The organism is Pseudomonas sp. Marseille-Q8238 (assembly GCF_965111915.1).
Genome location: NZ_CBCOPI010000001.1, coordinates 2,568,278 through 2,593,970 on the forward strand (window position 1 = coordinate 2,568,278; position 25,693 = coordinate 2,593,970).

Below are 25,693 nucleotides of genomic sequence, written 5' to 3' on the forward strand. Positions count from 1 at the left end.
AAGGAGTAAAGGCTCAGGCTCTGATGACGTTTCGCTTTAACTCATTGAATCGGATGGAAGTGCATTTTCAATCCGGCCCTTCGAACGGGCCATTGTGAGGCACAAGCGGACTTTATGTGGGAGCGGCTGCTCCTGCCTCGATCCGGCCATCCATGCCGAAACCTCAGCGGCCCCTAGGAGGACTGATGCTTGTGCAACAGGCGGTAGAAAGTCGGCCGCGAGATCCCGAGTATTCGGGCCGCTTCACTGAGGTTGTTGGAGTAGCGCAGCAGCACATCGTCGAGCGCCTGTTTTTCGGCGAGTCGGATATAGGCATCCAATGTGCCTATCGGTGACGTATTGACAGGCAACGCAGCCAGGCCCAATTCGGCAGGCTCTATCTGCCGCCCCTCCGTCAGGACCATGCCGCGCCGGACTCGATTGGCCAACTCGCGGACATTGCCTGGCCACTCGTGCTCGATCATGGCCTGAAACGCCTGCTCGCTGAACCGGCGCGGTCGCCGGCCGATCTCCAGTGCGTAGTGCCGAGCGAAATAATCCGCCATGCAACGAATATCCTCTTTGCGCTCACGCAACGGTGCGGTCTGTACCTGCAACACATTGAGGCGGTAGTAGAGGTCCTCGCGGAAACGCCCTTTCTCGATAGCGGCTTCCAGGTCGATATGGGTAGCCGCCAGCACCCGTACGTTCACCGATATCGGCTTGCTGCTGCCAACCCGCTCGATCTGCATTTCCTGGAGAAAACGCAGCAGACTGGCCTGCAGCTCCAGAGGCAGATCGCCAATCTCGTCGAGAAACAAGGTACCGCCATCAGCTGACTCGATGCGTCCGATCTTCTTCTGATGGGCGCCCGTAAAAGCCCCTTTTTCATGACCGAACATCTCCGACTGAATCAAGTGCTCAGGGATCGCCCCGCAATTGATCGCCATGAAGGGCCCATTGGCGCGACGCGACAGACGATGCAGCGTGCGCGCCACCAACTCCTTGCCGGTACCACTCTCCCCTCGAATAAGCACCGGTGCATCCGTAGGCGCGAGCTTTTCCAGCAGGCGGCGCAGCTCACAGGTCGCCCGGCTGTTGCCGAGCAGGACTCGTTCGAAGTCATCGACCTCACGTACGCCCATGCCACGCAGACGAGCCATGCCGAAGGCCCGCCCGAGGGCAACATTCACCCGTGCGATGTCGAACGGCAACGTGTGGTAGTCGAAGAACCATTCACCGATGAAGTCGCCGACCTTCGGCTGCTGCAGCACATCGGCATTGAGCACCGCGATCCACTCGGTGCCACTCTGGCCAATCAATTTCTTGAGTCGTTCCGGGCGCGCCAGATGAGACGGATGCAGACGGATAAGTCCTACATCACAGGAACCATCCCCGGCTTTCTCCAGCTCACAGCTGTGAACCTTCCAGCCACTGGCCTGCAGGTCAGGTAACAGGCGTTCACATTCCGGGCAGGGATCTACAACCATCAAGCGCCGCGATGCGCAGAGCGAGGTTTTCAAGATATCTGCTCCTTGGCGTCAATTTTTTGTATTTCTAATAAAAACAATATGTTGACGAGACATCCATAAACCCTAGCAAGCATTTGACAGGCACCTAGGATCGTTTCTCTATATTCGCCGACGGTTTGAGAGCCAAACGCAAAACATAGGGTCTGCGCATACAGGCGCCTATTACTGATCCAAATCGATATAGATGCTTGTAAAGCTCGTTGCGGATTGGCATAAACACATCCCAGAACAAAACCACACGGATGTTGATGTCATGAGGGTCTTGCGCCGCGCACTCTACCTGCTCCTTGTGCTGCTTCTGATCGGCGGGGGCGTAGTGCTCTACTACATTGCCAACCCCAACTTGCCACAAGCCGGGCAGCCCCAGCGGGTGCACTACCTCAAGCAATGGGGAGAAGAAGCGCGCCAGACCTACTACTACACACCGCAAGGCACCCAGGTTAAAGGCCTGCGCTATGACTGGTTCACTGCCCTGGAACAGCCATTCTCCCGTGAACGTTTTGCCACGCCTGAATACCTGTCCCGCTTCGGCTTCCTCACTGACCCGCAACAAACGGCTACGGCCCTGAACCCCGGCAATCTGCCTGTGGGGTTCGCCCGTCATGAAGATGACGAGACCGGTGCACAATTTCTCGATATCACCTGCGCGGCCTGCCATACCGGTGAACTGCGTCATAACGGCCAGGCCATCCGCATCGACGGCGGTGCCGCCCTGCACTCCCTCGCCTCCACCGTACCGACCCTGCGTGGCGGCAGCTTCGGCCAGGCGCTGGGCATGAGCATGGCCTTCACCTATTACAATCCGGTCAAATTCAAGCGTTTTGCGCAGACCGTTCTGCGTGACGACTATGAACAGGACCACGCCCAGCTGCGTGAAGACTTCAAGGCCGTACTCGACCGCCTGCTCGGCACTGCCTTCAACGACTGGCACCGCGGCCTTTACCCGACCGAAGAAGGCTTTGGTCGCACCGATGCCTTTGGCCGCATCGCCAACAGCGTGTTCGGCGATGCCATCGATTCGAGCAACTACCGGGTGGCCAATGCCCCGGTCAGCTATCCGCAGGTCTGGGATATCTGGAAGTTCGACTGGGTGCAGTGGAACGGTTCAGCCATGCAGCCCATGGCACGCAATATCGGCGAAGCCCTCGGGGTTGGCGCCACCCTGCATCTGTTCGATGAAAGCGGAGCCCCTCTGCCAGAGACCGAGCGTTACCCTTCCAGCGTGCGTCTGCACGACCTGTACACCCTGGAAGAAACCCTCAAGCAGCTCAAACCGCCGACCTGGCCCGAAGCCATTCTCGGTCCGGTCGATATCGAACTGGCCAGCCAGGGACGCGCCCTGTTCAGCGAAAACTGCGCGTATTGCCACGCCCCGGACCCAACACCACGTGACCAGCGCCTGGCACCTGATCGCGACCCGGAATGGCGCATGCGCATCATACCGACCCGCATCATCGGCACCGATCCGACCACGGCGGACAACATCGCCGACCACCGCTTCGATATCCGCAAGCTCGACTGGGACAAGTCACAGTTGAGCAAGCTGGATGTCAACCTGATCGGTTCCGATCTCGATGAAGTCGATCTGGGCAGCATCTCCAGCGCCAAGGGCCTGGCTTATGTCACCGCCTATGTGGAGAACCGCGCCTATCAGGATGCCAGCATCAGGGCCGGCGAGCGCGCCCGCATGGATGGCTATGGCTTGCCCATCGGCGTTCAGGAAAAACGTGGTTACAAGGCCCGACCCTTGCACGGCATCTGGGCCACCCCCCCCTTCCTGCACAACGGCTCGGTCCCCAACCTGTTCCAGTTGCTGTCACCCGTACCGGAGCGTTCCAAGCAGTTCTGGGTCGGCAGTTTCGAATTCGATCCCGAACATGTCGGTTTCGCCACCGACAAGTTTCCGGGCGGCTTCCTGTTCGACACCTCGATCACCGGCAACAGCAACCGTGGCCACGAATTCCGCGACGGCTGCCGGCAGAACGGTGTGATTGGCCGCGCCCTGGCGCCCGAGGAACGTTGGGCGTTGATCGAATACCTGAAAGTAATGGGCGACCCACAGCTGGAAAGCCAACTGCAACCGGTCGAGGGCAAACCCTGGTCTGCAGGCCCGAACTGTCAGGGCTGATCACTTCGCACTTCTCACAAGGACTCGTCCCATGCTCAAACGCTTCTGGCTCTGGCTCGGTCGACTGCTCGGCAAGGTGTTGCTGTTCCTGATCGTGATCGGCCTGCTCGGCTGGGCCGCTGGTGAGGCTTACTACAGCTGGCAGTTCTCCGGCCCGGTATCTTCCGAGGAAGAGATTTCCGCCGACGAGGCAGAGCTGACCCAGGGCATCATCGAAGATGCCATCCGCGTCGTCGAACAGCACCGCGACAATACCCGCGTCATGCGTGACGCCCACGCCAAGGCACATGGCTGCGTGAAAGCACGTTTCACCGTGCTGCCCGATCTCGACCCGGCACTGCGCCAAGGCGTATTCAGCGAACCGGGCAAGACCTGGCAAGCCTGGATGCGCCTGTCCAACGGCAATGCCTATCCACAGTTCGACCGGGTACGTGATGCACGGGGCATGGCCATCAAACTGCTCGATGTACCGGGCAAGAAGCTCCTCGAAACACCGGCCAGCGCCGGTAATCAGGACTTCGTCATGTTCAACCACTCGGTGTTCTTCGTGCGTGACGTGGCCGAGTACAAACTCAACTTCGCCGCCCAGGCAGACGGCAAAAAGGTCCTGGCCTTCTTCCCAAGCCTTGACCCGCGTACCTGGGAGCTGCGCCATCTGTTCATCGCCCTGCAGACCCTGAGCCCTGCGCCGGAAAGCCCGGTGGCCACCACCTATAGCTCGGTCGCGCCATTCAAGCTCGGCAACCATGCCATCAAGTACCGGGTCATTCCCGATCCACAGAGCTGCCCTCCTTACGAGCTGCCCGCGCAGAATACTGCCCTGCCGAATTTCCTGCGCAATGCGCTCTACCAGCAGTTGTCACTCGACCGGGTGCCGGCCTGTTTCGCCCTGCAGGTGCAGCGGCAGAATCCGGACCATTACATGCCCATTGAGGACACCAGTGTCGAATGGAGCGAAGCCATTGCCCCGTTCGAAACCGTTGCCACCATCAAGGTCCCAGCCCAGGATTTCGATAGCCGCGAGCAGAACCTGTTTTGCGACAACCTGTCCTTCAACCCCTGGCATGCGTTGCCGGAGCACCGCCCGATCGGCGGCATCAATCGACTGCGCAAGGCTGTGTACGAGGCTGTCAGTGTCTACCGTCACGAACGCAATGACACGGACTAAGAACAGCCCGTTTTAAGGTGTCTGTGAGAGATGCCTAGCCCTCTGGGGAGCGTCTGCCCGGTGCGTATGGCGCACCGAGCAGGCGCTCCCGGTTCTGGCTTAACACCTAAGCGCTGGTGTTGATCTAGACCAGCCCTGCCTGTTTCAGCTCGCTCTTCAGGTAGGCGTAGTAGATCGGCCCGGCGACCACGCCGGCCAAGCCGAATGCGGCTTCGAATACCAGCATCGCCAGCAGCAACTCCCATGACCGCGCGCTGATCTGTCCGCCAACAATACGAGCGTTAAGGAAGTATTCCAGCTTGTGAATGAAGATCAGGTACCCCAGTGCCGCCACCGCCACCCAGATCGACACCGACAGGGCGACGATGGTGATGAGGGTGTTCGAGATCAGGTTGCCAATCACCGGCAGCAGCCCCAGCAGGAAGGTCAGCACGATCAGGGTTTTGGTCAGGGGCAGCTTGACGCCGAACATCGGCAGAATCAGCGCCAGGAATATCCCGGTGAAGACGGTATTGAGCAGGGATATCTTGATCTGTGCGAAAACGATGTTGCGAAACGCCTGAACCAACAGGTGCAGGCGATCGAGCAAGGCTGCGGCCAACGGTTTACGCGCATTCACCTCGGGCAACCGCTGCAGCGCGATGATGGCGCCCAGCACCATGCCGATCAGCAAGGTGACGAACATATGCGCGGCGTCCTTGCCCACCAATTGCAGCTCGCTCAAGTGCTTGCTCGCCCAGGCGCCTATCGCCACCTGGAATTCAGCAGCGCTGGCAGGCAGATAGGCATCCAGGAACGGCGGCAATTGCCCGCGGGCCTTGTCCACCACGCCCATGAATTTGTCCAGGGATGCGCCCGGATTCTCCGCCTCATGCAGCAGGAAACTGATGGCCCCGGCGAACAGCAGCGTCAGCACGCAAACCACTACGGTGCCCAGTAACATCACCGCCAGCCAACGCGCCCGCGGCCCTTCGATCAGGCGCTGCAGTTTCGGCGTGAGCATGTTGACCAGCTCGAACACCAGCAACCCAGCCAGCAAGCTCGGCAATAAGCGCAAAGGGAAAATCAGCAGCAAGCCGCCAAAGACAATCACCCAACTGGACAACAAGAGGTGGCGCGGAGAAAACGTTGGCATACAGCCCCAAAGCAAACGGCATGGAAAAACGAAAATCGCGCAACTGGCGAATGGAGTAGCCCCAGGAATGCGGCATGCCTGTGCACGCCGCGAAGCCCCCGCGAGGACCTATTTGGCCTTGAGGCAGTTGCTCATGAAAGCCTTGCGTTCGTCACCCTTCAGGGCTTTTCCGGTCGCGTCGGCATTGCAGGATTTCATTCTTTCTTGAGGTGTCTTGGCGACCGGAGCCGCCTTCAGGCAGGAGCTCATGTATGCCTTGCGCTCATCCCCTTTCAAGGATTTGGCACTGGCTTCAGCGTTGCAGGTGGTCATTTTGTTCTGCTGCTCTGTGGCTGCCATTCCCTGAGAACACAGCAGCAGGCCGACCATCAACAAAGGAATTCGCATCATCTTCATGGAGTTTTCTCCTCGTTACCCCGCCACCTGGCGCGGTCTCCTCGCTAGTGTAGACAAGCGCTGTTACACCTTCATCCCTATTCGGTTGGTTAGCCGAGAATTGCAGCTAGCAGCGCCCTGTAGCTAACGGGCCTGAACACTGGCCCGGCGCGGGCCGATCCACATCCAGTTGAACAGGCCCAACAACGGAAACAGCACCAGCAACGCGATCCAGAGGACTTTCTGTGAACGTCGACTGGCACTCCCTGCAACGTTGAACAACGCCCAGCCGATCAACAGCAGGTACACCACCACAGGTACGCCGTAAAACAGCCAATCGGGGAGACTCATAAGACTGGACATGGGCGTAGACGCTCTCGATCAGGACCTATGCCTTCTTAGGGGACAGCCGAAAACCAAGGTTCCACCGATCGTTGCCAAGACCGCGCCCGAGATCGCACGTAGGGCAACATGGCGAAGAGAAGCCCTCTCGCTGTATTGCTAATAGGCCCTCAGATCGATCACGGCAAAACTGGCTACCGTGCCATGCCCAGCCAATTCGCCACCTTCGCGAGCCAGGCCGACGGTCTGCAGGCCGGCAGCCTGTGCCGCGTCCAACTCTTCGATACTGTCGGAAAGAAACAGAATGTCCTGCACGGGCTGGCCAATGGCGCGGGCGATGGTGCGATAGGACTCGACCTCGCGTTTCGGCCCGCTGGTGGTGTCGAAGTAGCCGGAAAACAGCGGTGTAAGGTCCCCCACCTCGGAGCAGCCGAAGATCAGTTTCTGTGCCTGGACCGAACCGGATGAGTAGACATACAGCTCGTAGCCATCCTGCTTCCAGCGTTTGAGCGCCTCGACGGCATCCGGATAGACATGCCCCTTGAGCTGCCCAGCCTGATAACCGTGCGCCCAGACCATGCCCTGCAGAGCTTTGAGCGGCGTGGCCTTGCGATCTTCAGCCATCCACCCCAGCAGTATCTCGATGACGCGCTCGACGTCAGCGCCCTGCTCTGCGCTCTCGTTGCGCACTGCTTGCAGCTGATGGGCGACGTCCGTCCTGCCTGCGTGCTCGCGGACGAATGCCGGCAGGTGATCGCGGGCATAGGGAAACAGCACATCGAAGACGAAGCTCACGGCACTGGTGGTGCCTTCGATGTCAGTAAGGATGGCCTTGATCAGCATGTTATCTCCAGGTGCGGCGGGGTACGGTTCAGTCCTCCAGGCGCGGGAAGCGGCTGGCGATTTCGTCACCGGTGAACGTCACTACCCAACCTTCGGGGTTATTGAACAGGCGAATCGCCACGAAGTGCGGAAACTCACCCATGTCGAACCAGTGGCGGGTGCCGGCCGGTACCGAGAGCAGGTCGTTCTTCTCGCAGAGCACGGCATAGACGTAGTCGTCGATATGCAGGCAGAACAAGCCACGACCCGCAACGAAGAAACGCACCTCGTCCTCACCATGCTGGTGCTCGTCGAGGAACTTGGCGCGCAGCTCATCCTTCTGTGGGTGGCTCTTGTCCAGGCTGACCACGTCCACAGTGACGTAGCCCTGCTCCCGCATCAGCGTATCGATCTGCGGGCGATAGGCAGCGAGCACTTCATCCTGGCTGGCACCAGGCTGAATCGGTGCGCTGGCCTGCCAGCGCTCGAAGCGTATGCCAACCGCTGCCAGGGTGCTGGTGATGTCCTCGACATGGGTCAGCAGCTTGTTCGGTACATCGGGATTGGACTGGTGGTAGACGGTCAGGCTGCTCATCGGCGGCGTCCTCGCGGTGTTTCCGCTCAGCTCATGCTGTGGCTGGATTTATTTCAGGGTTCGTTGGATGTGCCGTACGTACCCCGCGTTTCAGCGTTGTAACGCACGTACTTTCAATTCGCATTCGAAGAGGAACTCGAACGCTTCGATCTGGCGCAGCGCATCGCTCATTTGCGCTCCCCAGGTATACAGGCCATGGCCACGAATCAGGTAGCCGACGCAATCCGGATGCTCGTTCAGCCAGGGCTTAATGCGCGCTGCCAGGCGGGCAATATCCTGATCGTTGTCGAAGATGGGCACCTCGACCTGACACTCATGGGTACTGATACCACTAAATGCCTTCTGCAGTTCATAGTCGGCGAACACCAGCGAATCGCTCAGGGTCAGGCGCGAGAGCACCGTGGCATTTACCGAATGGGTGTGCAGCACCGCGCCGATCTCCGGCCTGCAGTGGTACAGCTGGGTATGCAGCAGGGTTTCCGCTGAAGGCGTCTTGCCCGGCTCCAGGCTATTGCCATGCAGGTCGGTGGCCAGCACATCGTCCAGCTCAAGCTGTCCCTTGTGCTTGCCGGATGCGGTCAGCAGGACCTGATCGGCACTCAAGCGCACGGAGTAGTTGCTGCTGGTTGCCGGGGACCAGCCTCGGCCATAGAGAAAGCGGCCAGCATCGACGATCTGCCGGGCCAGGTGTTCGCGGCTCATCCTCGTTCCTGCTGCTGATGGGTTGACGAATGAGCCGCCATGATAACGGCTGCGGCCAGCGCCGCCAGACCGGCCAGGGCAAACGTCCACTCCGGCCCCAGGGTATTCCAGCTGTAGCCGGAGTACAGCGCGCCAAGCGCCCCGCCGATGCCCGCCAGCGTGGCGTATAGCGCCTGCCCCTGGCCTTGCTGGCGCGGGCCGAAACTGCGTTGTACGAAGCTGATGGATGCCGCATGGAAACTGCCGAAGGTCGCCGCATGCAGCACCTGGGCAAACAACAACACGGCCAAGTGCTCGGCCTGAAAGCCCAGCAACAGCCAACGCGCCCCGGCAATCAGAAAACTGGCCGTCAGAACCACGCGCAGGCTCACATGCCTGAGCAACCAGGCCATGCCCATGAACATCAACACCTCGGCCACCACACCCAGCGCCCAGAGCATGCCGATCAGTCCACGGGAATAACCGAGGTTCTCCAGATGAATGCTGAGAAAGGTGTAGTAAGGCCCATGGGACAGCTGCATCAGCCCCACGCAAACGTAGAAAGCCAGTACGCCGGGCTGTATCAGCTGGCGCAGAAATCCACCACGGCTACTCGACTGCTCGCACGCCTCAGGCTGGGCATCCGGGACCCACAGGCTGCTCAGGACGATACCGGCGATGATCAGCAGTAGCGCCCAAGGATAGGCTGACAGGCTGAACCACTCGAACACCTTGCCCAGCAGCACCACGCTGAGGATGAAGCCAATCGAGCCCCAGAGACGAATCTGCGCGTAGCGTGCCGACTGCTCGCGCAGGTGCGCCAGGGTGATGACTTCGAACTGCGGCAGCACCGCGTGCCAGAAGAACGCATGCAGGGCCATCACCAGCGCCAGCCAGGCATAGCTCTGGCTGACGAAGATCAGGCTCAGGCTGAGCAACGTACAGAGCGCGCCCAATCGCACGATCAGCAGGCGCCTGCCGGTGTAATCGCCCAGCCACCCCCACAGATTGGGAGCCAGACAGCGCATCAACATCGGAATCGCCACCAGTTCGCCAATACGCGCGGGAGAAAAACCGAGATGGGCGAAATACAGACCGAGAAACGGCGCCGTAGCACCGAGCAAGGCGAAGTAGAACAGGTAGAAGCCGGACAACCGCCAGTAAGGTAGAGCGGTCATGAGCGGGCTTCAAACACCATGCATAATACCCTCGAAAACGTCTCGGGCAGTTTGAAGCCTAGAGCCTCAAAGCTGCCCCAGTACGGGGGTGGAAACCTGCACGCCGGCGTTCTGCCCGCGATGGCGCAGCAGATGGTCAAGCAACACGATGGCCATCATGGCTTCGGCAATCGGTGTCGCACGGATACCGACGCAAGGGTCATGGCGGCCCTTGGTGATCAATTCCACCGGATTGCCATCGACATCGATGGAGCGTCCTGGCGTGGTGATGCTGGACGTTGGTTTCAGCGCCAGGTGGGCGACGATGGGTTGCCCCGAGGAAATCCCGCCCAGAATGCCGCCGGCATTGTTGGAGACGAACCCTTCGGGTGTCAGCTCATCACGATGCTCGGTGCCACGCTGGGCCACCGAAGCGAAACCGGCACCAATTTCCACGCCCTTGACCGCGTTGATGCTCATCAGCGCGTGGGCCAGGTCGGCATCCAGGCGGTCGAAGATCGGTTCGCCCAGGCCGGGCATGACCCCATCGGCGACCACAGTGATCTTCGCGCCGACCGAGTCCTGATCGCGGCGCAGCTGGTCCATGTAGGCCTCCAGCTCTGGCACCTTGGTCGAGTCTGGGCTAAAGAAGGCGTTATCTTCCACGCCCTCCCAGCTTTTGAACGGAATCTCGATCGGGCCGAGCTGGCTCATGTAGCCGCGCACACGGATGCCGAAGCCGGCCAGCACTTTCTTGGCGATGGCGCCAGCAGCCACGCGCATGGCGGTTTCCCGCGCCGAGCTGCGACCGCCGCCACGGTAATCGCGGATGCCGTACTTGTGGTGGTAGGTGTAGTCGGCGTGTGCCGGGCGGAACAGGTCCTTGATCGCCGAGTAGTCCTTGGACTTCTGGTCGGTGTTGCGGATCAGCAGGCCAATGGAGCAGCCGGTGGTCTTGCCTTCGAACACCCCGGAAAGGATCTCGACCTCATCGGCTTCCTGACGCTGGGTCGTGTGGCGGCTGGTGCCCGGCTTGCGGCGGTCGAGGTCGCGTTGCAGATCGTCCAGCGACAAGTCGATGCCGGGGGGGCAACCGTCGACGATGGCGACCAGAGCCGGGCCATGGCTCTCGCCTGCAGTGGTGACGGTGAACAGCTTGCCGTAGGTATTGCCGGACATGCAGGGCGCTCCGCGAATCAGCCTCGAACGAAAGGCCGGCAGTATACCCGAGCTGACGGGCATTTCGCCGTGTCATGATGCAGCGACGAACCTTCCCGGGCCAAGCGTGCTCCAATAGCGACACACGCCAAGAACATCTCCATGCGCTTTCTGTTGCTCCTGCTGCTTACGGTGACACCCCTGCTGCACGCCCAGACCGTCCTGCACCGCCCCGCTACGCTGGAAAACACAGGCGGCACGCTGCACGGCAGCCTGCTATTGCCCAAAAGTGACCAGCCCGTGCCGGTCGCCCTGCTGATCGCAGGCTCTGGCCCGACGGATCGCAACGGCAACAACCCACTCGGTAATAACGGCAGCCTGCTGCGCCTGGCCCAAGGTTTGGCGCAACGTGGCATCGCCAGCGTGCGCTACGACAAGCGCGGCATTGCTGCCAGCCTGGCTGCCGGCCGCGATGAACGCCAACTCAGCGTCCAGGGCTACGCTGCAGACGCCGCCGACTGGGTCCGCCAGTTACGCGCCGATCCGCGGTTCTCATCGCTGGTATTGATCGGCCACAGCGAGGGCGCGTTGATCGCCAGCCTGGCGGCACAGCAGGTTAAGGTTGACGGTCTGATCCTGATTGCCGGCAGTGGCCGCCCCATCGATGAAGTGCTTATCGAGCAGCTTCGCACCCGTCAGCCTGCCGCGCTGCAACCTGAAAGCCTGCAATTGATTCGCCAGCTCAAGGCCGGACATGTGCAGGAGCAGGTCAGCGATGAGCTGCAGGTGCTGTTTCGCCCCAGTGTGCAGCCCTACCTGATCTCCCTGTTTCGCGAGGACCCGGCCGTGGCCTTTGCGAAAACCAAAGAGCCGGCGCTGATCGTACAGGGCACCACGGATATCCAGATAAGCCTGGACGATGCGCGCCGCCTCAAGGCCGCCAGACCCGACGCCGACGTGCTGGTGATCTCGGGCATGAACCACGTTCTGCGCATTGTTGCAGCCGACCTTCAGCAGCAGTTGGCGTCCTACCAGAACCCCGATGCGCCCCTTGCTGGTGAGCTGATTCCAGCCCTGGCGCGCTTCATTGGCCAAGTGCCAGCCTCCAGTCCTGAGGAAAACGGCCGATAAGCGCTTTGCCGGGGGCGCTGTCGCTGGCATGCTGCTCTCAAGGCCACAGGACTGCCATATGGATAGCCAGACCCCCACAGCGGAACAGCCCGCGGAAACATCAGCACCAGCTCACCCCTGGCAGGACCTGCCAGCCGAGCCGTTCCGGCTGTTACGCCTCGCACCGCTCTCGACAGATCGCAACACGGGCGCCCGCCCTCTGCGCTTCGTTCAACTGCGCCGTGGCGAACGACACAGCCCGGAACAGAGCCTGCTGCGCCTGGAGATAGATCTGCCTGGGCAGAAAGTGCGCCGGGAACAGAACATTCTGGATGTCTGGGTCGATCATCGTAGCCGCGAAGTTCGCTTCGCCGCCGATAAAGGCCTGCAGATCGAACCGGTCAACCGTGGTCTGGGCCGCTACCTCGCGGCACACAGCATTCTCTGGGCCCGCCAGTACGCTTCCGGCTACAAGGTGGAGGGGGGGGCACTCTCCCTCAAGGATGGGCTCAGTGACGATGCGCGCATGCGCCGTGACCACTTTCTGCGTGCCCAGGGCTTCGACGTCGATTACCAGGACCTGCTGCAACTCAAGGGCAGCTACTCGGCCAAGAGCGTCAGCGCGCTGTCTGCCGAATGGACCCACGAGAAAGTCCAGGTCGTCGAACTGCTGGATGCGGCGGCCATGCTGCAGCAGGCCGACCAGACCCTGCGCGAGCAGGAGGTCAAGATCAGCAAACTGGAACAACGTATCGACCAGTTCAAGCGCGATGACAGCAGCCTGCGTTTCACCATCGCCAGCCTGGTCGTATTCGCGGTCTTCCAGGCCAGCCTGCTGATCTGGATCGCCACGCACTGATACCGCTACATGCGAGCATCAGCCCCGCAAACGCGAGCGGAACAACTCCTGGTGGTCACGGCACTGCTTCGCGGCCAGCAGGAACACACCATGACCGCCCTGCTCGAAATCCAGCCAGGTGAAATCGACCTCGGGATACAGGCTTTCGACATGCACCTGGCTGTTGCCCACCTCGACGATCAAAACGCCCATCTCCGTCAGGTGATCAGCGGCCTCGGCCAGCATGCGCCGTACCAGGTCCAAACCATCATCACCACACGCCAGCCCCAGCTCGGGCTCGTGGTGGTATTCGGCCGGCATATCGGCAAAATCTTCGGCATCGACATAGGGCGGGTTCGACACGATGAGGTCGAAGCGCTGGCCTGGTAGGCCTGCGAAACCGTCGCCCTGCACCGTGTACACACGGTCTTCCAGCCCATGACGCTCGATATTGCGATTGGCCACCTCCAGTGCCTCGAACGACAGATCGCCGAGCACCACTTCCGCCTGTGGGAATGCATAGGCACAAGCAATCCCGATGCAACCCGAGCCCGTGCACAGATCGAGAATGCGCGCGGGCTCGGCCATCAGCCAGGGGTTGAACTGGGCATCGATCAACTCGGCGATGGGCGAACGAGGCACCAGTACACGCTCGTCGACGATGAAGGGCAACCCGCAGAACCAGGCCTCACCCAACAAGTAGGCAGTCGGCACACGCTCCTCGATTCGCCGCTTGAGCAGCGTTTGCAAGTGTTCACGCTCGTCATCTTCGAGGCGGCAATCGAGGTAGCTGTCGGCAATTTCCCAGGGCAGGCTCAAGGCGCCAAGCACCAACTGACGCGCATCGTCCCAGGCATTATCGGTACCGTGGCCGAAGAACAGCTGCTCACTGTGAAAGCGGCTGACAGCCCAACGGATGTGGTCGCGCAGGGTGCGCAGGCGGGATTCGGACACGACGACAGGCCTCTAGATCGGGATGATGATTCTAGAGACTGTGCCAGGGTATTTCACCTGAGGAATCATCCAGCTAATTGCCCCGCGACCGGAGGGGAAAAACAGCAATTAACGTAATGAGGTTCACATAACCGTCTGGCAAGCAGAGAATAGAGAGATTGCCGCATCTGGAGTCTGTGTCATGTCCGATCCCAAAACCCTGTTTCAGCTGACTGGCCGCGGTTACGCGCCGGCCACCCTGAGCAAGGCCACCCTGTTGATCATTGATGCACAGGAGGAGTACCGCAGCGGCGTGATGCAACTTCCGGACGTGGAAGCCGCTGCTGCGCAGATCGCCTTGCTCCTGGGCGCAGCCCGCAACCTTGGCACACCTGTCCTGCACGTACGCCACCTCGGTATTCCAGGCGGCCTGCTCGATCCTCAAGGTCCACGTGGACATTTCATCGTCGGGCTCGAACCACTACCGGGCGAGCCTATCGTGGAAAAACGCCTGCCCAATGCCTTCGCCGGGACCGATCTGCATGAGCGCTTGCAGCAACTCGGTCACCTCGACCTGATCGTGTGTGGCTTCATGAGCCACTCCAGTGTCAGCACCACCGTGCGCGCTGCCAAGGATTACGGCTATCGCTGCACGCTGGTCGACGCCGCCTGTGCCACCCGCGACCTGCCCTACGCCGGCGGCCTGATCGAAGCCGGTGTATTGCACCGCGCCGAAATGGCGGCCCTGGCCGACAACTACGCCACCCTGGTCCCCCATGCTCAGGAGCTGATCTGAACCGCAGGGCGCCATTGCGCGCCGAGCGGCAGGAACCCTGCTGGCTACAGCCGGTCATAGCGCCCATAAGTTCAAGAGGAAGTGTGGATGAAGCTTGATGGTTTCGATGCCCGCCGCCTGCGTAACCGCGGGCCAACGATATGGCGCTGGCGTTTTCTCGCCACACTGGGAGCCCTGCTGGCAGCTCTGGGCGTACTCATGGTCATGGCCGGCGCTGCCACATTGTTGGGGCGGCCCTCCGCGCTCGGCCCGCTGAACGAGAGCATCGGTGCCGCCGTCAGCGTGCTTATCGGCGGTCTGATTCTGCTCTGGCTCGGCATCAGCACCTGGCGTCGCTGCCGACGTCGCCTGCGTCGCAGCGATGACCTGAGCATGTCACCCAACCTGCTGAAAAAGCGCGGCTGATAGCGGTAAACTGCCGAGCCTCGAGGAGGCTCCGATGTCAGACGACGATTTCTCTCTGTTTCAATCCGCCGTGCAGGGCGTCAAGCCGATCACCCATGATCGTGCCGACACCGGCAAACCCAAGGCCGATCGCCAACGCATCAGTACACTGCGCCAAGCCGCCACCATCAAGACCGGCTCGGTAAAGGTCGACGGCATGTCCGATCAGTTCGTCATCGACGTAGGCGCCGAGGACGAGCTGTATTGGGCACGCGATGGCGTACAGGACGGCCAGATGCGCAAGCTCAAGGCGGGTCAGGTCGCCTTCGAAGGCAGCATCGACCTGCATGGCATGTCGGTGGAAAAGGCGCGAGAAACCCTGTGGGAATTCTTTGCCGAGGCCGCGCGCCTGGAAGTCCGCTGCGCCCGCATCACCCATGGCAAGGCTGCGCGACTGGATGGCAAGCGTCCGCTGATCAAGAGCCACGTCAATACCTGGCTGCGCCAGCATCCTCAGGTCCTTGGCTTCGCGTCGTGCCTGCCGCGGCACGGTGGTACCGGTGCCCTGTACGTCTTGCTCAAACGCACCATGCTTGACGGCCGAGACGAGTAAGCGACACGACCTTCCAGCATCACACCCTTGCCAGTCACGGCGCATCACCCTACCCTGCGCGCCTGTGCATTTCCGATAGCCCACAGGAAGACCCATGTCCCTGGAACAGCAATACACCGCGATCCTCGGCCAGCTTGGCGAGGACGTGTCCCGCGAAGGCTTGCTCGACACCCCCAAACGCGCCGCCAAAGCCATGCAGTACCTCTGCCGTGGCTATCAGCAGACGCTCGAGGAAGTCACCAACGGCGCCCTGTTCAGCTCCGATAACAGCGAGATGGTGCTGGTCAAGAACATCGAGCTGTATTCATTGTGCGAGCATCACCTGCTGCCCTTTATCGGCAAGGCCCACGTCGCCTATATCCCGAGCGGCAAAGTCCTGGGGCTGTCCAAGGTAGCCCGGATCGTCGACATGTACGCCCGTCGCCTGCAGATCCAGGAAAACCTCAGCCGCCAGATCGCCGAAGCCATCCAGCAGGTTACCGGCGCGCTCGGCGTTGCCGTGGTCATTGAGGCCCAGCACATGTGCATGATGATGCGCGGCGTGGAGAAGCAGAACTCCTCCATGGTCACGTCAGTGATGCTCGGCGAATTCCGCGACAACGCCGCTACCCGCAGCGAATTCCTCAGCCTGATCCGCTGATACCGGCGTCCACAAAAAACCGGCCATCAGGCCGGTTTTTTATTGCGCCGGTTCAGGGACGGCTGATCGTGTCCGCCTCGCTGATGAAAGCCTTGCCTGTCTTCTTGTCATACAGGCACAGCTCACGGCCACGCTGATTCTTCATCTGCGCCTGAGAATAACGACCGCCCATCAGCACCGCCGTGAGGCCAAGCTCGTCCGGGTACTCAATCAACCCACCCAAGGGCTTGCTCTGCTTCAACTGGCTGGCCTTCTGGCAACTGGCGATAACCTGCTTTTCATGCGCCTGCCAAGCCTCGTTGGATGAAGCCTGGGCCCAGTTGCTAAAGCCCAGCAGCGCAATGGAGAGAATAAGAACTCTGTTCAAGCTGACCTCCAGCCCCCATTAAAACCTGACTGCCTTGGGAGTGACGGCGCCTTGAGAAGTTCATCGCTCTCAATCGCGCATGCCCACATGACGCGGATGACTGACAACACGCGCCAGCCATTCCCCGATTGCCGGGAAGTTACTCAGGTCGAAACCGCCCTCATCCGCCACATGGGTATAGGCATAGAGCGCGATATCGGCGATGGAATATTGATCACCCACCAGATAAGGCGTGCGCTTCAGTTGCTGTTCCATGACCTTGAATGCCTTGTAGCCCCGCACCTGGCAACGCTCGAACTCTTCCTGCCGCTCGGCAGGCATGTCCTGGTAATGCTTGATGAAGCGCGCCACGGCCACATAGGGCTCATGGCTGTATTGCTCGAAGAACTGCCATTGCAACACCTGGGTGCGCAGACGCGGCTCAGTGGGGAGCAGCTCGCTGCCGTCGGCCAGGAAATTGAGGATCGCATTGGACTCCCACAAGGTGCTGCCATCATCGAGCTCGAGCACCGGGATCTTGCCGTTGGGGTTCTTGGCCAGAAACGCCTCGCTCTGCGTTTCACCCTTGAGGATATCCACCGCTTCCCACTCGTAGGGTTTGCCCAGCAGGTGCAAGGCCAGCTTGACCTTGTAGCAGTTGCCGGAAATGACATCGCCGTAAACCTTGTACATGGTGCTCTCCCTCAGTTCCCTTGGGCAGCGTAGGCTGCCCGGACGACCCCAGCCAGACGTTTTAGCCCCTCATTCAGGCGCGCCGGTTCGACATGGCTGAAGTTGAGCCGCAGGTAACCGGGGTTCTGCTCCGGATCGACGAAGAACGGCTCACCCGGCATGAAGGCAACATCCTGCGCCAGGGCCGGCGCCAACAACGTGCGGGTATCCAACGGGCGCTTGAGGGTCAACCAGAAGAACAGCCCACCTTGGGGAACCTGCCAATCAGCAAGGTCGCCGAAGTGCTCTTCAAGCACCGCTTGCATGGCGTCACGACGCTGACGATAGAAAGCACGTAGCTCGCCCAGATGGTGGCGATATTGCTCGCTGCCCAGCCACTGCAGTGCTTGCCACTGACCGATGCGGTTGGTGTGCAGGTCCGCGGATTGCTTGAGGCGCAGCAGGTGCGGGAACAGATCCGGCGTGGCGATCAGGTAACCAACGCGCAGCCCTGGCAGAAGCGTTTTCGACACGGTTCCGGTGTAGATCCAGCTGGCTCGCTGCAGGCGGCTGACGATGGGTGTGGCACTGCCGGCATCGAAGACCAATTCACGGTACGGCTCGTCTTCGATCAGCGTCACACTGAACTCGTCGAGCAACGCCGCCACGGCAGCGCGCTTGGCTTCGCTGTAACGCACGGCCGATGGGTTCTGGAATGTCGGGATCAGGTAGGCGAAAGCCGGCTTGCTTTGCTGCAGGCGTGTACGCAACGCCTCCAGCTCAGGGCCGTCTGCCTCCTGGGGTACAGCCAGGCAGTTGGCGCCGAACAGCTGGAACGATTGCAGGGCGGCCAGGTACGTTGGCGCCTCGACCAGAATTTCGGTACCGGGATCGATGAACAGCTTGCTGGCCAGATCGAGCGTCTGCTGCGAACCGGAAACGATCAGCACCTGGCTGGCCTCGCAAGGCACGCCAAGCGCTCTTGCCTCGGCAGCGATGGCCTCACGCAGCGCTGGCTCTCCTTCGCTCATGCCGTACTGGCCAATGCTCGCCGGCATCTCGCTCCAGTCCACTTTCGGCAGCATGGGCTCAGCCGGCAATCCACCGGCGAAGGACATCACTTCGGGGCGCTGTGCGGCGGCAAGGATTTCGCGGATAAGGGAGCTTTTCAGGCGGGCAACACGTTCAGAGAAGGCCATACAAATCACCGGTGGCAAAGGCAGAACAAATTGGGTCAAACTGGTTGACCGAAACTACGACGCCACGGACAGATACGTCAATATGCTTGACCTGAAAAAGACGAGCAGCCAGCAAGCTGCCATGCAGGCCTTCTTCTTCGGCTACCAGGCCTTTACTACCAAGCCGGACGAGATGCTCGCCCGACGCGGGTTGTCGCGCGTGCATCACCGCATCCTGTTTTTCATCGCCCTCAACCCAGGTTTGAGCGTGAAAGAACTGCTGGGCTACCTGAGTGTGAGCAAGCAGGCGCTCAACATTCCCTTGCGCCAATTGATGGAAATGCACCTGGTGGAAAGCGTCGCGGCCGAGGACGACAAACGCAAACGCCTGCTCGGCCTGACGCCTGAAGGGGCCAGACTGGAACAGGCCTTGCGCCGGGAACAGAGCAAACTGCTGCAACGTGTATTGGCAGAGGTAGGAGAAAACGCCATGCGCAACTGGCTGATGGTCAACCAGGCACTGGGCAATACCCTGCATGGCGTTGCCGAGGCTGATTGAGCGACGACTCAATTGGCCGTCTGGACCTCGGCGGCGGCCCGGAAGAACACCAGCATCATCGTCAGCGTGCCACCTAGCAGGGGGATAATTGCCACCAGCACCAATAGCACCGTGGCCAGCATGGCGCCGCCTATCACTTCCATCCAAGCCATGACGCGGAAAATTGGATACACATTCTGCACCCTCAGCAGACAGATCCCCAGCCACGACGTCGCCCCACCGAGCAAAATGAGCACACCGACATAAACGACCGTGATCACGTCGAACGTGGAGAAAATCGCCTCGCCCCAAACGATGTCGAGCATCTCCAACATCAGGCTGAGTGCAATGACCAACCAGACAGGTAGGCTCAGCCAGCGCGCCGCAAAACGCTGTTCGGCGAAGTGCTTCAGACGTAACAACAGGTAGCAGCCCATTATCACTACCGCGATCCCCAGCGCGTCCATTGCCCGCCCCAGATTGACCTGCTCCTCCTTGTCCACGGTGAACGTCAGGGCCAGGATCGCCAGGGTTCCAAGCAACGAAGCCAGGCACAGCCAAGCCAGCGTACGCAGATAGGCCGGACTCCAGCCCTGTAGTTTCGTCCCGGAAGATTGCTCTTCGACCAGTGCCCCCTTAGGTGAGGCATAGGGATTGTTCGGCTCCAAGGGGTTGCACTCCTATTAAAAAGGAACAGTTGTCGACTCAATACGTGACGAGAAGAACTGTACCGATGATTGTCCATCTGGCTGTATAGCGACGCATCTGGTTACAAGCCCTAGGCTGCTGTCCTGCGGAGAGCAACCATGACCACCGAACTACTGATCGCCTTTATCGCCTTTGCCTTTGTCACCTCGGTAACACCCGGGCCCAACAACATGATGCTGCTCGCCTCGGGGGTGAACTTCGGGGTACGACGTAGCCTGCCACATATGCTGGGCATCAGCCTGGGTTTCATGGTGCTGGTAATGGCCGTGGGATTCGGCCTGGGTCAGCTGTTCGAACAGTACCCACCGCTCTACAGCATCCTGCGCTACGCCGGCGCGGCCTACCTGCTCTACCTGGCCTGGAAAATCTCTGGAGCCTCGGCGCCGAACGCCAGCAGTCAGGAACATGGCAAGCCCTTTACCTTCCTCCAGGCGGCGGCATTTCAGTGGGTCAATCCCAAGGCCTGGATCATGGCCATCGGCGCCATCACCACCTACACGCCCCAAGACGGCTTCCTGCTCAATGTGCTGTTTATCGCCGCACTCTTTGCCCTGGTGAACGGCCCCAGCGTCGGCTTGTGGACCATTGCCGGCAGCTTGCTGCGCCACTGGCTCGAACGCCCCGCCGTGCTGCGCGCCTTCAATTCCGGTATGGCCCTACTGCTGGTGCTCTCGCTCTACCCCATCCTGTTCGACGCTTAGGAAGCTTCATGAAATCCGTAGAAACCGCGCCGTTGCGCCCCTTAGCCGATTCCTCACCCTCGGCCGTGGCTGCCGGCTTCGTCGCTATGCTCACCGGCTATACCAGCTCGCTGGTATTGATGTTCCAGGCCGGCCAGGCGGCAGGGCTTAGCAGCGAGCAGATCGCCTCCTGGCTGTGGGCGCTGTCGATCGGCATGGGGCTGTGCACCATCGGCCTGTCGCTGCGCTACCGCTCGCCCATCGTGGTCGCCTGGTCGACGCCCGGCGCCGCCCTGCTGATCACCAGCCTACCCGGTGTCACCTATCCCGAAGCGATCGGCGCATTCGTGGTCTGCGCCGTCCTGCTCAGCCTGATCGGCTTATCCGGCGCCTTCGAGCGGGTCATGCGCCACTTGCCTGCTTCTCTGGCTGCCGCCCTGCTGGCTGGCATCCTGTTCCGTATCGGCAGTGAAATCTTTGTCGCGGCCCAACACAGTACCGCGCTGGTGTTGGCGATGTTCTTCACCTTCCTGATCGCCAAGCGCCTGCTACCCCGCTATGCCATCCTCGCCGCCTTGCTGGTGGGCAGTGTCCTGGCAGGATTGCTGGGTCTGCTCGACTTCAGCCATTTCCAGTTGCAGGTGGCCATGCCGGTGTGGACCACACCGAGCTTTTCTCTCAGTGCCGCGATCAGCATCGGCCTGCCGCTGTTCGTGGTCGCCATGGCTTCGCAGAACATCCCTGGCATCGCCGTGCTGCGTGCCGATGGCTACCAGGTGCCACCCTCGCCGCTGATCTCCACCACGGGGATCGCGTCGCTGTTCCTGGCGCCACTCGGCTCCCACGGGATCAACCTTGCCGCCATCAGTGCAGCCATCTGCACCGGCAAGGAAGCCCACGAGGACCCGCGCAAGCGTTATACCGCCGCAATCTGGTGTGGGGTGTTCAACTGTATCGCTGGCGTCTTTGCCGCGACGCTCGCCGCCCTTTTCGCCGCCCTGCCGACAGCGCTGGTGCTGTCGATTGCCGCCCTCGCCCTGCTGGGCTCCATCGGCAACGGCCTGGCCCAGGCGATGCAGAACCCAGGCGAGCGTGATGCCGCGTTGATCACCTTCATGGTCACCGCTTCGGGCATGACGCTGTTAGGCATCGGTTCAGCCTTCTGGGGGCTGATAGCCGGCGGCCTGACCCTGTTGATTCTCAACAGCCGCAAGCCCTGACCCCGGATACGACAAAGCCCGACAGGTCGAGCGGCAGCTACTCGCTGCTCATTCGCCTTGCCGGGCTTTGCTGTGAAGCACGCGTTTATGCGGCGGTGTTCGCCTTCTCAGCTTCAGCCGCCAGCTCCTTGCCGTGGGCGAAATTGACCCACCAGCCGAATGCCGCCGCCGTGAAGAACATGATGAAGCTGTAGATGGCGGCCGGAATACCCATGGTCGGGTTGTTCAGCAGCATCGGGCTGAGCGCCAGCGCAATCGCCAGGGTGCCATTGTGGATACCGATTTCCATGCCGATCGCCACAGCCTGACGCAGCGGCAACTTGAGCAGGCGCGGTACGAGATACCCCACACCCAGGCTGACCACGTTGAAGACCAGCGCCGCCGCACCGACTACCGGGGCGTACTCGACAACGGTCTGCCAATCCTTGACGAAAGCCAGCACGACCACCAGCACCAGGAACAGCGCCGAGCCGATCTTCACCGGTTTGTCCATGCGTGCAGCAAAGTTCGGGAAGCGGCTGCGCAGGAACATACCGATGACCACCGGCCCAAGGACGATGGCGAACACCTGCACGACCTTGGTGAACTGCAGCGGCAATGCCTGATCGGCAGTCATGAAGTAATGCAGTGACAGGTTGACGATGAAAGGCATCGTCAGCACGGCGATCACCGAGTTCACCGCCGTCAGAGTGATGTTCAGCGCCACATCACCATGGGCCAGGTGACTGTAGAGGTTGGCCGAGGTGCCGCCTGGCGATGCCGCGAGCAGCATGAGGCCGACAGCCAGGGCTGGCGCCAGACCGAAACCCTTGGCAATCAGGAAGCACAGAAACGGCAGGAGAATGATCTGGCAGGCCAGGCCGATGAGCACCGGCTTGGGAAATCTGGCGACTCGGGCGAAATCCGCGAGGGTCAGCGACAGGCCAAGGCCAAGCATGATGATGCCTAGCGCGATGGGTAGGAAAGCGGTCAGCAAGGGACTTGCGGTCATTCTTTTTGTTCTCCGAGCGGATGTGTATGCCGATTCTTCATCAGTAGCCGGCTTTTTGTAAGTGAAATCTATACCAAGCGTTTGCTTGGCTGTAACAGAATGAAAAAATTATGCCGCTGCAGCTGCTCGTCATTCCGGCCTACCTTGTCCTGCATCAAGGGTTTGCCGATGCCGATCCGATCACTATCGTGCCAGGCAGCCACTGCTGTCCGCCGATAGATATCCCATGACGGAAGCGCACGGATGACCGAACACACGCACGCACCACCGCCTAATCCCGCACAGCAATGGCACACGTTTTCCGCCGACGAGACCCAGCAAAAACTGCAGAGTGGCCCTAGTGGTCTCGATGAAGCCGTAGCCCAGCAGCGCCTCGAACAATACGGTGCCAACCGGCTGGCCCCACCCCGACGCAAAGGTCCGCTACTGCGTCTGCTGCTGCAATTTCACAACATCCTGCTCTACGTGATGATGGGAGCGGCACTGATCACCGCACTGCTCGGCCACTGGGTCGATACCGGGGTGCTCCTGGCTGCGGTGATGATCAACGCCGTCATCGGCTTCATTCAGGAGGGCAAGGCCGAGGCCGCTCTCGATGCCATCCGCGCCATGCTGTCGACCCACGCCACGGTCATCCGCAATGGCAACCGACAGGAAATCGATGCGGCGGACCTGGTACCTGGTGACCGGGTCCTGCTCGCTTCTGGCGACCGGGTACCGGCCGACCTGCGCCTGATCGCGGTCAAGGAACTGCGCGTCGATGAATCCGCGTTGACCGGTGAATCGCTGGCGGTGGAGAAAAGCCCGGAAGCGATGGCCGTCGATGCACCGTTGGGCGATCGCTATGGCATGGCCTACTCCGGCACCCTGGTGGTCTACGGTCAGGCCAGTGGCATCGTGGTCGGCACGGGCGCCGCGACCGAGCTGGGCAAGATCAATCACATGCTCTCCGGCATCCAGGGCCTGGCCACCCCGCTGCTGCGCCAGATCGATCGTTTTGGCCGCCTGCTGGCCTTCGCCATCCTGGGGATCGCCGCCCTCACCTTCATCCTGGGTACCTTGTGGCGCGGCCACCCGCCGGCAGACATGTTCATGATGGTGGTGGCCCTGGTCGCTTCGGCCATTCCCGAAGGCCTGCCGGCGATCATGACCGTCACCCTGGCGCTCGGCGTCCAGCGCATGGCCAAGCACAGCGCCATCATTCGCCGCCTGCCCGCCGTGGAAACGCTTGGCTCGGTAACCGTGATCTGCTCCGACAAGACCGGCACCCTCACCCGTAATGAAATGACCGTGCAGCGCATTCTCTGCGCTGGATACGCCTTCGATGTCAGCGGCGTCGGCTATGCGCCGCAGGGCGATATCAGCCTCGACGGCCAGGCTGTCGATCTGCAGGACCACCCTGCCCTGGCGCTGGCCCTGCGTGCAGGGAGCCATTGCAACGACGCCGACCTGCGCCAGGACAATGGCCTGTGGCAGGTCGTCGGCGATCCCACCGAGGGTGCCTTGCTGGTTCTTGCGGGCAAGACGCCAGGCGGTATGGACTGGCAGCGCCTGAGCTGGCCGCGCCTGGACAGCATTCCCTTCGAGTCCCAGCACCGTTTCATGGCCAGCTACCACCGTGATGCCGAAGATGAGTCATGGATATTCGTCAAGGGCGCTCCGGAACGGATCATCGACATGTGCATCTGGCAGTTCGGGCAAGAAGGTGAGGAAGCCCTGGATACCGATTACTGGCGACGCATGGCCACCGATATCGCCGCCCAGGGCCTGCGCCTGCTCGCCCTAGCCTACAAACGCTGCGCACCGGCGGGTGAAGTGTTGAGCGTGGACGACATGCAGGACTTCACCCTGCTCGCCCTGGTTGGCATCATCGACCCGCCACGCGCGGAGGCCATCGCTGCGGTGAGCGAATGTCACCGGGCCGGTATCCGGGTCAAGATGATCACCGGCGACCATGCCGAAACGGCCCGCTCCATCGGAGCACAACTGGCCATCGGCGTGGGCAAGCCTGCCGTCACCGGTGCGGAGGTGGCGATGATGGACGAGGGCGCCCTGCGGCGCGTGGTCATGGAGGTCGACGTCTTCGCGCGGGCCAGCCCAGAGCACAAGTTGCGCTTGGTCCAGGCACTGCAGGACGACGGCCAGGTGGTGGCGATGACCGGCGACGGGGTCAATGACGCCCCAGCGCTAAAACGGGCCGATGTCGGGGTGGCCATGGGCCTGAAAGGCACTGAGGCGGCCAAGGAAGCCGCCGACATGGTTCTGGCCGACGACAACTTCGCCACCATTGCCAGGGCCGTGCGCGAAGGGCGTGCGGTATACGACAACCTGAAAAAATTCATCCTGTTCATGCTGCCAACCAATGGCGGCGAAGCATTGGTGGTGATCGCCGCCATCCTGCTTGAACTGACTCTGCCCCTCACCCCGGTTCAGGTGTTGTGGATCAACATGGTCACCTCCAGCACCCTGGGCCTGGCCCTGGCCTTCGAACCCGCCGAAGGGAAAATCATGCACCGCAGCCCGCGCCCACCGGGCAGTGCATTGCTCTCGGGCTTTTTCATCTGGCGCATCTTGATGGTGTCTTGCCTGATGATGGTCGGTGCCTTCGGGCTGTTCTACTGGGAGCTGCATGCCGGTACGGATGTCGAGCTGGCCCGGACCATGGCTGTCAACGCCGTGGTGGTGGCAGAAATGTTCTACCTGCTGAACAGCCGCTACATCTTTGCACCTGTGCTCAACCGCGCCGGGCTCACCGGCAACCGTTACGTCCTGCTGGCCATTGCCGTCTGCATTCCACTGCAACTCGCCTTTACCTACACGCCGGTCATGCAGGGCATTTTCGGCTCGACCGGCCTGGGCCTGCTCGACTGGCTCAAGGTACTGGGAGCCGGCCTGTTGGTCTTCGGCCTCGCTGAACTCGAGAAATTACTGATTCGCCGTACCAGTATGGCGGATCGCCTGGCTTATGCCTAAT

The 25,693-nt window shown here is 61.1% G+C and carries 27 protein-coding genes; 12 read left to right on the forward strand and 15 right to left on the reverse strand.

Features of this window, described 5'->3' with window-relative positions; translation table 11 throughout:
- Positions 1–173 precede the first annotated feature (173 nt).
- On the reverse strand, positions 174–1,502 hold the full coding sequence (locus ACWPW0_RS11890) for a sigma 54-interacting transcriptional regulator (RefSeq protein WP_454255435.1): 1,329 nt from the start codon (positions 1,500–1,502) through the stop codon (positions 174–176).
- Between the two features lie 262 nt (positions 1,503–1,764).
- Between ACWPW0_RS11890 and ACWPW0_RS11895 the strand changes: the two genes are divergently transcribed.
- The gene (locus ACWPW0_RS11895; RefSeq protein WP_454255436.1) at positions 1,765–3,639 is read left to right on the forward strand and encodes a di-heme-cytochrome C peroxidase; all 1,875 of its coding nucleotides are present in this window, start codon (positions 1,765–1,767) and stop codon (positions 3,637–3,639) included.
- Between the two features lie 31 nt (positions 3,640–3,670).
- Positions 3,671–4,807: a catalase family protein gene (locus tag ACWPW0_RS11900; RefSeq protein ID WP_454255437.1), complete on the forward strand. Its 1,137-nt coding sequence runs from the start codon at positions 3,671–3,673 to the stop codon at positions 4,805–4,807.
- Positions 4,808–4,931: 124 nt separating this feature from the next.
- Here the strand turns inward: ACWPW0_RS11900 and ACWPW0_RS11905 are convergent, their stop codons facing one another.
- The 8 genes from ACWPW0_RS11905 to aroC form a co-directional block, all read right to left on the reverse strand.
- Positions 4,932–5,942: an AI-2E family transporter gene (locus tag ACWPW0_RS11905; RefSeq protein ID WP_447591526.1), complete on the reverse strand. Its 1,011-nt coding sequence runs from the start codon at positions 5,940–5,942 to the stop codon at positions 4,932–4,934.
- Positions 5,943–6,050: 108 nt separating this feature from the next.
- Complete coding sequence (locus tag ACWPW0_RS11910; RefSeq protein ID WP_447591524.1) at positions 6,051–6,338, reverse strand: PsiF family protein; 288 nt, start codon at positions 6,336–6,338, stop codon at positions 6,051–6,053.
- 123 nt (positions 6,339–6,461) lie between these two features.
- Entirely contained in the window at positions 6,462–6,668 is a 207-nt protein-coding gene (locus ACWPW0_RS11915) for a PLDc N-terminal domain-containing protein (protein ID WP_447591522.1), read from the reverse strand.
- Positions 6,669–6,818: 150 nt separating this feature from the next.
- Complete coding sequence (mtnC, locus tag ACWPW0_RS11920) at positions 6,819–7,502, reverse strand: acireductone synthase (RefSeq protein WP_454255438.1); 684 nt, start codon at positions 7,500–7,502, stop codon at positions 6,819–6,821.
- A gap of 28 nt (positions 7,503–7,530) precedes the next feature.
- Entirely contained in the window at positions 7,531–8,076 is a 546-nt protein-coding gene (locus ACWPW0_RS11925; RefSeq protein WP_454255439.1) for a 1,2-dihydroxy-3-keto-5-methylthiopentene dioxygenase, read from the reverse strand.
- A 90-nt stretch (positions 8,077–8,166) separates the two neighbouring features.
- Positions 8,167–8,778 carry a methylthioribulose 1-phosphate dehydratase gene (locus tag ACWPW0_RS11930; protein WP_454255440.1) on the reverse strand — a complete coding sequence of 204 codons (612 nt, stop codon included), beginning with the start codon at positions 8,776–8,778 and terminating at the stop codon, positions 8,167–8,169.
- The gene (locus ACWPW0_RS11935; protein ID WP_454255441.1) at positions 8,775–9,935 is read right to left on the reverse strand and encodes an MFS transporter; all 1,161 of its coding nucleotides are present in this window, start codon (positions 9,933–9,935) and stop codon (positions 8,775–8,777) included. The genes ACWPW0_RS11930 and ACWPW0_RS11935 overlap by 4 nt, the downstream gene beginning before the upstream one ends.
- 66 nt (positions 9,936–10,001) lie before the next feature.
- A complete protein-coding gene (gene aroC / locus ACWPW0_RS11940) occupies positions 10,002–11,093 on the reverse strand; it encodes a chorismate synthase (RefSeq protein WP_454255442.1) in 1,092 nt (363 codons plus the stop codon).
- Between the two features lie 141 nt (positions 11,094–11,234).
- Between aroC and ACWPW0_RS11945 the strand changes: the two genes are divergently transcribed.
- A complete protein-coding gene (locus ACWPW0_RS11945; RefSeq protein WP_454255443.1) occupies positions 11,235–12,203 on the forward strand; it encodes an alpha/beta hydrolase in 969 nt (322 codons plus the stop codon).
- A 58-nt stretch (positions 12,204–12,261) separates the two neighbouring features.
- On the forward strand, positions 12,262–13,041 hold the full coding sequence (locus ACWPW0_RS11950) for a hypothetical protein (RefSeq protein ID WP_447591509.1): 780 nt from the start codon (positions 12,262–12,264) through the stop codon (positions 13,039–13,041).
- Positions 13,042–13,059: 18 nt separating this feature from the next.
- Here the strand turns inward: ACWPW0_RS11950 and prmB are convergent, their stop codons facing one another.
- Positions 13,060–13,974, reverse strand: coding sequence for a 50S ribosomal protein L3 N(5)-glutamine methyltransferase (gene prmB / locus ACWPW0_RS11955; RefSeq protein WP_447591507.1), 915 nt, complete (start codon positions 13,972–13,974; stop codon positions 13,060–13,062).
- A gap of 181 nt (positions 13,975–14,155) precedes the next feature.
- Between prmB and ACWPW0_RS11960 the strand changes: the two genes are divergently transcribed.
- From ACWPW0_RS11960 to folE, 4 genes are all read left to right on the forward strand, one after another.
- Positions 14,156–14,749 (forward strand): cysteine hydrolase family protein, encoded by a 594-nt coding sequence (locus ACWPW0_RS11960; RefSeq protein ID WP_447591506.1) that lies wholly within the window; start codon positions 14,156–14,158, stop codon positions 14,747–14,749.
- Between the two features lie 87 nt (positions 14,750–14,836).
- On the forward strand, positions 14,837–15,154 hold the full coding sequence (locus tag ACWPW0_RS11965; protein ID WP_447591504.1) for a hypothetical protein: 318 nt from the start codon (positions 14,837–14,839) through the stop codon (positions 15,152–15,154).
- A gap of 34 nt (positions 15,155–15,188) precedes the next feature.
- Positions 15,189–15,746: a Smr/MutS family protein gene (locus ACWPW0_RS11970; protein WP_447591502.1), complete on the forward strand. Its 558-nt coding sequence runs from the start codon at positions 15,189–15,191 to the stop codon at positions 15,744–15,746.
- A 94-nt stretch (positions 15,747–15,840) separates the two neighbouring features.
- Positions 15,841–16,386: a GTP cyclohydrolase I FolE gene (gene folE / locus ACWPW0_RS11975; protein ID WP_447591501.1), complete on the forward strand. Its 546-nt coding sequence runs from the start codon at positions 15,841–15,843 to the stop codon at positions 16,384–16,386.
- A 52-nt stretch (positions 16,387–16,438) separates the two neighbouring features.
- Here the strand turns inward: folE and ACWPW0_RS11980 are convergent, their stop codons facing one another.
- From ACWPW0_RS11980 to ACWPW0_RS11990, 3 genes are all read right to left on the reverse strand, one after another.
- Positions 16,439–16,753: a hypothetical protein gene (locus ACWPW0_RS11980; RefSeq protein ID WP_454255444.1), complete on the reverse strand. Its 315-nt coding sequence runs from the start codon at positions 16,751–16,753 to the stop codon at positions 16,439–16,441.
- A 69-nt stretch (positions 16,754–16,822) separates the two neighbouring features.
- A complete protein-coding gene (locus ACWPW0_RS11985) occupies positions 16,823–17,425 on the reverse strand; it encodes a glutathione S-transferase family protein (protein ID WP_454255445.1) in 603 nt (200 codons plus the stop codon).
- Positions 17,426–17,436: 11 nt separating this feature from the next.
- Complete coding sequence (locus tag ACWPW0_RS11990; RefSeq protein WP_454255446.1) at positions 17,437–18,603, reverse strand: aminotransferase-like domain-containing protein; 1,167 nt, start codon at positions 18,601–18,603, stop codon at positions 17,437–17,439.
- Between the two features lie 82 nt (positions 18,604–18,685).
- Between ACWPW0_RS11990 and ACWPW0_RS11995 the strand changes: the two genes are divergently transcribed.
- On the forward strand, positions 18,686–19,141 hold the full coding sequence (locus ACWPW0_RS11995) for a MarR family winged helix-turn-helix transcriptional regulator (protein WP_454255447.1): 456 nt from the start codon (positions 18,686–18,688) through the stop codon (positions 19,139–19,141).
- A gap of 8 nt (positions 19,142–19,149) precedes the next feature.
- Here ACWPW0_RS11995 and ACWPW0_RS12000 read toward each other — a convergent pair whose 3' ends face one another.
- Positions 19,150–19,788, reverse strand: a complete 639-nt coding sequence (locus ACWPW0_RS12000) for a hypothetical protein (RefSeq protein WP_454255448.1) — start codon at positions 19,786–19,788, stop codon at positions 19,150–19,152.
- A 138-nt stretch (positions 19,789–19,926) separates the two neighbouring features.
- Here ACWPW0_RS12000 and ACWPW0_RS12005 point away from each other — a divergent pair, with 138 nt between their 5' ends.
- Together ACWPW0_RS12005 and ACWPW0_RS12010 are read left to right on the forward strand one after the other, a co-directional pair.
- Positions 19,927–20,529, forward strand: a complete 603-nt coding sequence (locus tag ACWPW0_RS12005; RefSeq protein ID WP_454255449.1) for a LysE family translocator — start codon at positions 19,927–19,929, stop codon at positions 20,527–20,529.
- Positions 20,530–20,537: 8 nt separating this feature from the next.
- Complete coding sequence (locus ACWPW0_RS12010; protein WP_447591488.1) at positions 20,538–21,728, forward strand: benzoate/H(+) symporter BenE family transporter; 1,191 nt, start codon at positions 20,538–20,540, stop codon at positions 21,726–21,728.
- A gap of 85 nt (positions 21,729–21,813) precedes the next feature.
- Here the strand turns inward: ACWPW0_RS12010 and ACWPW0_RS12015 are convergent, their stop codons facing one another.
- Complete coding sequence (locus ACWPW0_RS12015) at positions 21,814–22,719, reverse strand: bile acid:sodium symporter family protein (RefSeq protein ID WP_454255450.1); 906 nt, start codon at positions 22,717–22,719, stop codon at positions 21,814–21,816.
- 243 nt (positions 22,720–22,962) lie between these two features.
- On the opposite strand from ACWPW0_RS12015, the gene ACWPW0_RS12020 reads away from it, so the two are divergent.
- Positions 22,963–25,692, forward strand: a complete 2,730-nt coding sequence (locus ACWPW0_RS12020) for a cation-transporting P-type ATPase (RefSeq protein WP_454255451.1) — start codon at positions 22,963–22,965, stop codon at positions 25,690–25,692.
- The last annotated feature ends 1 nt before the right edge of the window (position 25,693 follow it).

What these genes read in the sequence shown, in the direction of transcription:
- ACWPW0_RS12020 (WP_454255451.1), top strand. Translation starts at nt 22,963, where the DNA reads ATGACCGAACACACGCACGCACCACCGCCTAATCCCGCACAGCAATGG.
- ACWPW0_RS11990 (WP_454255446.1), bottom strand. Translation starts at nt 18,603, where the DNA reads ATGGCCTTCTCTGAACGTGTTGCCCGCCTGAAAAGCTCCCTTATCCGC.
- ACWPW0_RS11925 (WP_454255439.1), bottom strand. Translation starts at nt 8,076, where the DNA reads ATGAGCAGCCTGACCGTCTACCACCAGTCCAATCCCGATGTACCGAAC.
- ACWPW0_RS11945 (WP_454255443.1), top strand. Translation starts at nt 11,235, where the DNA reads ATGCGCTTTCTGTTGCTCCTGCTGCTTACGGTGACACCCCTGCTGCAC.
- ACWPW0_RS11905 (WP_447591526.1), bottom strand. Translation starts at nt 5,942, where the DNA reads ATGCCAACGTTTTCTCCGCGCCACCTCTTGTTGTCCAGTTGGGTGATT.
- ACWPW0_RS11960 (WP_447591506.1), top strand. Translation starts at nt 14,156, where the DNA reads ATGTCCGATCCCAAAACCCTGTTTCAGCTGACTGGCCGCGGTTACGCG.
- mtnC (WP_454255438.1), bottom strand. Translation starts at nt 7,502, where the DNA reads ATGCTGATCAAGGCCATCCTTACTGACATCGAAGGCACCACCAGTGCC.
- ACWPW0_RS11900 (WP_454255437.1), top strand. Translation starts at nt 3,671, where the DNA reads ATGCTCAAACGCTTCTGGCTCTGGCTCGGTCGACTGCTCGGCAAGGTG.
- ACWPW0_RS11950 (WP_447591509.1), top strand. Translation starts at nt 12,262, where the DNA reads ATGGATAGCCAGACCCCCACAGCGGAACAGCCCGCGGAAACATCAGCA.
- ACWPW0_RS11970 (WP_447591502.1), top strand. Translation starts at nt 15,189, where the DNA reads ATGTCAGACGACGATTTCTCTCTGTTTCAATCCGCCGTGCAGGGCGTC.
- ACWPW0_RS12015 (WP_454255450.1), bottom strand. Translation starts at nt 22,719, where the DNA reads ATGACCGCAAGTCCCTTGCTGACCGCTTTCCTACCCATCGCGCTAGGC.
- ACWPW0_RS11910 (WP_447591524.1), bottom strand. Translation starts at nt 6,338, where the DNA reads ATGAAGATGATGCGAATTCCTTTGTTGATGGTCGGCCTGCTGCTGTGT.
- ACWPW0_RS11930 (WP_454255440.1), bottom strand. Translation starts at nt 8,778, where the DNA reads ATGAGCCGCGAACACCTGGCCCGGCAGATCGTCGATGCTGGCCGCTTT.
- ACWPW0_RS11985 (WP_454255445.1), bottom strand. Translation starts at nt 17,425, where the DNA reads ATGTACAAGGTTTACGGCGATGTCATTTCCGGCAACTGCTACAAGGTC.
- ACWPW0_RS12010 (WP_447591488.1), top strand. Translation starts at nt 20,538, where the DNA reads ATGAAATCCGTAGAAACCGCGCCGTTGCGCCCCTTAGCCGATTCCTCA.
- ACWPW0_RS12005 (WP_454255449.1), top strand. Translation starts at nt 19,927, where the DNA reads ATGACCACCGAACTACTGATCGCCTTTATCGCCTTTGCCTTTGTCACC.
- folE (WP_447591501.1), top strand. Translation starts at nt 15,841, where the DNA reads ATGTCCCTGGAACAGCAATACACCGCGATCCTCGGCCAGCTTGGCGAG.
- ACWPW0_RS11965 (WP_447591504.1), top strand. Translation starts at nt 14,837, where the DNA reads ATGAAGCTTGATGGTTTCGATGCCCGCCGCCTGCGTAACCGCGGGCCA.
- ACWPW0_RS11895 (WP_454255436.1), top strand. Translation starts at nt 1,765, where the DNA reads ATGAGGGTCTTGCGCCGCGCACTCTACCTGCTCCTTGTGCTGCTTCTG.
- ACWPW0_RS11995 (WP_454255447.1), top strand. Translation starts at nt 18,686, where the DNA reads ATGCTTGACCTGAAAAAGACGAGCAGCCAGCAAGCTGCCATGCAGGCC.
- aroC (WP_454255442.1), bottom strand. Translation starts at nt 11,093, where the DNA reads ATGTCCGGCAATACCTACGGCAAGCTGTTCACCGTCACCACTGCAGGC.
- ACWPW0_RS11915 (WP_447591522.1), bottom strand. Translation starts at nt 6,668, where the DNA reads ATGAGTCTCCCCGATTGGCTGTTTTACGGCGTACCTGTGGTGGTGTAC.
- ACWPW0_RS11935 (WP_454255441.1), bottom strand. Translation starts at nt 9,935, where the DNA reads ATGACCGCTCTACCTTACTGGCGGTTGTCCGGCTTCTACCTGTTCTAC.